Origin of the sequence: Pantoea sp. CTOTU49201 (genome assembly GCF_032054795.1) — a bacterium.
Lineage (GTDB): Bacteria > Pseudomonadota > Gammaproteobacteria > Enterobacterales > Enterobacteriaceae > Pantoea > Pantoea symbiotica.
The window spans coordinates 1-4,331 of the sequence record NZ_DAMBSA010000393.1; the positions used below are offsets into that span (position 1 = coordinate 1).

The 4,331-nt window shown below is 59.9% G+C and carries 5 protein-coding genes; all 5 read right to left on the minus strand.

The features are described from left to right. Window positions 1–1,032: M20/M25/M40 family metallo-hydrolase (locus RTY00_RS20735; RefSeq protein ID WP_312665937.1), on the minus strand; the 1,032-nt coding region annotated here is incomplete at its 3' end. 3 nt (window positions 1,033–1,035) lie between these two features. Further along, a complete protein-coding gene (locus RTY00_RS20740) occupies window positions 1,036–1,980 on the minus strand; it encodes an ABC transporter permease (RefSeq protein WP_179452740.1) in 945 nt (314 codons plus the stop codon). Then, the gene (locus RTY00_RS20745; RefSeq protein WP_312665941.1) at window positions 1,977–2,918 is read right to left on the minus strand and encodes an ABC transporter permease; all 942 of its coding nucleotides are present in this window, start codon (window positions 2,916–2,918) and stop codon (window positions 1,977–1,979) included. The genes RTY00_RS20740 and RTY00_RS20745 overlap by 4 nt, the downstream gene beginning before the upstream one ends. 11 nt (window positions 2,919–2,929) lie before the next feature. After that, window positions 2,930–3,901, minus strand: coding sequence for an autoinducer 2 ABC transporter substrate-binding protein (locus tag RTY00_RS20750; RefSeq protein ID WP_312665943.1), 972 nt, complete (start codon window positions 3,899–3,901; stop codon window positions 2,930–2,932). A gap of 31 nt (window positions 3,902–3,932) precedes the next feature. Then, the coding region (locus RTY00_RS20755) for an ATP-binding cassette domain-containing protein (RefSeq protein ID WP_312665944.1) at window positions 3,933–4,331 on the minus strand (399 nt) is incomplete at its 5' end.

Here is a 4,331-nt window from a genome sequence, read left to right on the forward strand (position 1 = left end):
GACTTTGGCCGGATGTTTCGCCAGATAAGGATCGAGCGCACAGACTTTGGCAACGTGCGCCTCAATCTCTTTTTTGACGTTTCCGCCCAGCCCCATCTCATCTTTCTCGGCTGGCAAATACTGCACATCAATCACAATCTCGGCGCGGCCCGCAATTGAGGCTGGATGTTCACCGACCTTTAACTGCGTAACGATAACCTGGTTAGGCAATTCCATTAGCGGATGATTTTTGCTCGGCTGCGTCTGCCAGCGGCGATTCAGTACATCAAGGCCGTCGAGCATCTGGCGACAAAGCGTCACCGCATCCACGGGACCGCTGCTGTCCCAGCTGTTGGGCGTCAGCTCCGCGTGGCCGCCGATGCCGTCGAGAATAATGCGACCCCACAAAATGCCGTGGCAGATGGGCGAGATGCGATTAGCGGTCGGTTCCGTCATGATGCCGGCATCGGCTCTGAATCCGCGATCGACCATCGCCAGCGATCCCATGCCGCCAATCTCTTCATCCACCACGGTGGTAAACACCACGTCGCCCGCCAGACGAATATTGAGATCATGTAATAACTCCACCGCCATCAACATGCAGGCCACGCCGCCTTTCATATCGACTGCACCGCGACCGTACACCGCCGCGTTTTTGATCTCCGGCACGAAAGGATCGGTGAGCCAGTGTTCCGGTGGGCCCGGCGGCACCACGTCGATATGGCCGGTGAGCATCAGCGATTTGCCGCCGCCCGCGCCGGTTAAGGTCCCGCCGAGATTAGGGCGACCTTCAAAAGTGCGGCCTTTATTGGCGCCCGGTCGGCCCTGATATTTGGCGTAGAGCGCCGGGCCATCCGGGTCCCAGAGATCGGTTTCCATACCCAGCGATGCCAAACGCTGTTGCAGATAGAGCTGGCAATCGCGCTCGCCCGGTCCGGCTTCACGCGGATCAACTTTGACGATGGAGGGAAACGCCAGCAGGTCGCACAACGTATTAGCGATGCGTTCGGCACTCGCCTCAACGTGCGCACTGATTTGTTCAGTCAGATTCATTTGTTATCTCCGATAGATAAAAAGTCGTTGTGCCATCAATACGATAATCAACAGAATGCCCACCACGCCGAGTTGCCAGACGCTATTTAGTCCCAGCTGCAACATGCAGGTTTTGATGGTGACCAGCATCAGCGCGGCGGCCAAGACGCCGATCACGCTGCCGCGCCCGCCAAAGATCGCCACGCCGCCGAGCAGAGCGGCGGTGAGAGATTCGAGCTCCAGATTGACGCCGATTTCTGGTCGTGCGCTGCCCAGCCAACTCAGCGAAACAAATCCCGCACAGCCCGCCAGCAAGCCGCTCAGGCAGTAAGCGAGAAAGCGCAGGCGATCGACCGGAATGCCGACCAGCCGCGTAGCGTGTTCGTTGAAGCCACAGGCGTAGATCCATTTGCCCCACGCGCTTTTGCTGAGAATCAGCCAGGCGATCAGAAAAGCCGGGATCACGCAGGTGAGAAACGGTAAAGGAATGAAGAACTGCGCGCCGCGTCCCCACTGCGTCAGTTCCGCAGGCACGCCGGCGACGGCGGCTCCACCGGTTAACGCCAGCGCCAGTCCGGAAAACAAGTAGAAGCTGCCGAGCGTAACGATCAGCGGCCAGAGACGCAGCCGCGCGATCAGCCAGCCGTTTATCGCGCCCGCCAGCGTGCCGGTGATCAGACAGATCAGCGGTAGCCACAGCGGATTGATGCCCTGATTGAGTACCAGCATGCCAATCACCGCCGAGAGCGACACGTTGCCGCCTACCGAGAGATCGATGCCGCCACCGCCGCTCATCACCACCAATGATTGGCCGAGCGCCACCAGCGACAGCAAGGTTGCGAACTGCAGAATTGAGGTGATTGACCAGGCAGCCAGCATCTGCGGCAGCACCAGCACGATGCCGATGGCCAGCAGCAGCCACAGCGCGCTGAGCAGCGTCAGGTCGGGAGATTTGCGCCACAACGTCATGCGATCCTCCTGAGGGCAAAAACGCGCCCGCTTGCCGCTTCACTGCTCAGCACGATCAGTAGCACCGCGCCAGTGACCACGGTTTGCCACAGCGACGGAATGCCCACCAGCAGCAAGCCGTTTTGCAGAATGCGTAGCAGCAGCACGCCGAGCAGCGTGCCCAACAAACTGCAGGAACCGCCGGTAATGCGCGTGCCGCCCAGCACCACCGCAGCGATGGCTTCCAGCGCCAGACTGCCGCCGACCGTCATTTCGACGTTGCGATAGGTGGCGATGTAACAGGTCGCGGCGATACCGCACAGCAGGCCGCTGATCATAAAGGTCGCAATGCGCACCTGCGTGACCGGGATGCCCGCCAGCCGCGCTTTCTCCTCCGAGTTGCCCGCCGCCAGCAGCCACAAACCGTAAGGCGTGTGACGTAACACCAGCCAGACGCCAGCCCACACCAGCACGATGACCCACGCCATCACCGGCAATCCCAGTAGCGGATGCATCAGCCCGCTGGTTAAGCTGGCAGGCAATCCCGATAACCACTGACCGCCGAGCAGCGCGAACAATCCGGTGCGCCACACACCGAACAGACCAAGCGTGCCAACAATCGCTGGAATGCGGCCCATCACCACCACCAGCGCGGTAATGAATCCGAGCAGCAAGCCGAGCAGCGGACCGGCGATGGCCGCCAGCCACGGCGATTGCAGCAGCAACAGCTGGCCAACGCCCCATGCGGCCACGCCCATCACCACGCCAACCGAGACATCCACGCCACCCATGGCGATCACCAGCGTCATGCCCAGCGCGATCAGCAGCAGTCTGCTGCTGTTGCGCAGGATGGTGAGCAGGTTATCGACGGTGGCGAACCAGGGTGAAAACCAGGAAAAACCGGCGCTGGCTAACAGGGCAATCGCCAGCAAGGCGATCTCCCGTGAAGTCATGTGCATGCGAAGCCCCGTTAGAATTTGAACTGATCGACATTCTCTTTGGTGAACACCGCTGGCGAACCGAGCAGCAGCACGCCGGTTTTGCTGTCAAATTTCACCGCTTCGGCGAAGCCCGGCACGCGGTTTTCGGCGCTGAAGGCTTTGCCATCGATCAGCTGCTTGCCTGCCCAGACGGTGAGATAGCCGAGCTTCTCCGGATCCCATAACACGGTGTAACCAAAGGCCCCGCTTTTCAGATAGGCGCGCGCGGTGTTCGGGCTACAGAAACCACTGCCGATCACCTTGCCATTTTTACCTGCGGTCTCAATCGCCTGCGCCACGCCAGGGCAAGTGGTGGAGGCCATGGCGATCAGGCCTTTGATATCCGGATTGGCCGACATCAAATCGGTGGCGATCTGCGCCGCGCGGCTGGCGGAGCCGCCAGCGTATTGCGGTTTCAGCAACGTGATATGGGGATATTTACTCTTCACCCGCTGCTGCATAAAGCCAATCCAGCTGTTGAGGTTGGAGGCGGTGGCTTCGCCGGAGACGATGCCGATTTTGCCGTGATCGCCGACGCGCTTAACCATTTCATCAATGATGGTGTCACCCAGCCCCTGATCGGTGGCCTGCGCCACGTAAACCGGACGTCCGCTGTCGGGCGCGTCGCTGTCGCTGGTAAACAGATGCACATTGTTGGCTTTCGCCTGCGCCAGCACTGGCGCGATGCTGGACGCATCGAGCACGCTGATGCCAATCGCATTCACCTTCTGCGCAATCAGGTTCTGCACGATCTGCAATTGATCCATCGGATTGGTATCCACCGGACCGCTATACACGAACTCAACGCCCAGATCGCTTGCTGCGCGTTTACCCCCCGCTTCCATCGCCTGAAAATAGGGAATACCGATGATCTGCGGCACAAAGGCCACTTTCTCGGCGGCGAGGGCAAAACCTGAAAACAGTAATGAGAGAGAACAGACTGCAGTGGTAATTCGACGCATCTTTATTTCCCCTGGGTTAATGGCACAACAATTACTGATTCTCAAAGGCGCGCGCATCGGGATGCGCGCCGGTAATTAATGAAACGATTTCATCGGGCGAGGTTTCGGCGTGACGGCGCTCGGCAATTTTTCGCCCACGGCGGAACACCACCATGCGATCGGCAACCGCGAACACATCGCTGATGTTGTGGCTGATTAGCACCACCGCGCAGCCGCGTGCGGCGAGTTTTCGCGTCAACTGCAAAACCTTCTGCGTTTCGGCTACCGCCAGCGCGGCGGTCGGTTCATCCATAATCACCAGCTGCGCGTTGAGGTTGAGCGCGCGACAGATCGCCACCGCCTGGCGCTGTCCGCCGGAAAGGCTGCCGACCGAGGCCTCGGCATCGGAGATGTGCGCATCAAGATCCTTTAATAGCTGATCGACCTGCTC

What these genes read in the sequence shown, in the direction of transcription:
- RTY00_RS20740 (WP_179452740.1), bottom strand. Translation starts at nt 1,980, where the DNA reads ATGACGTTGTGGCGCAAATCTCCCGACCTGACGCTGCTCAGCGCGCTG.
- RTY00_RS20745 (WP_312665941.1), bottom strand. Translation starts at nt 2,918, where the DNA reads ATGCACATGACTTCACGGGAGATCGCCTTGCTGGCGATTGCCCTGTTA.
- RTY00_RS20750 (WP_312665943.1), bottom strand. Translation starts at nt 3,901, where the DNA reads ATGCGTCGAATTACCACTGCAGTCTGTTCTCTCTCATTACTGTTTTCA.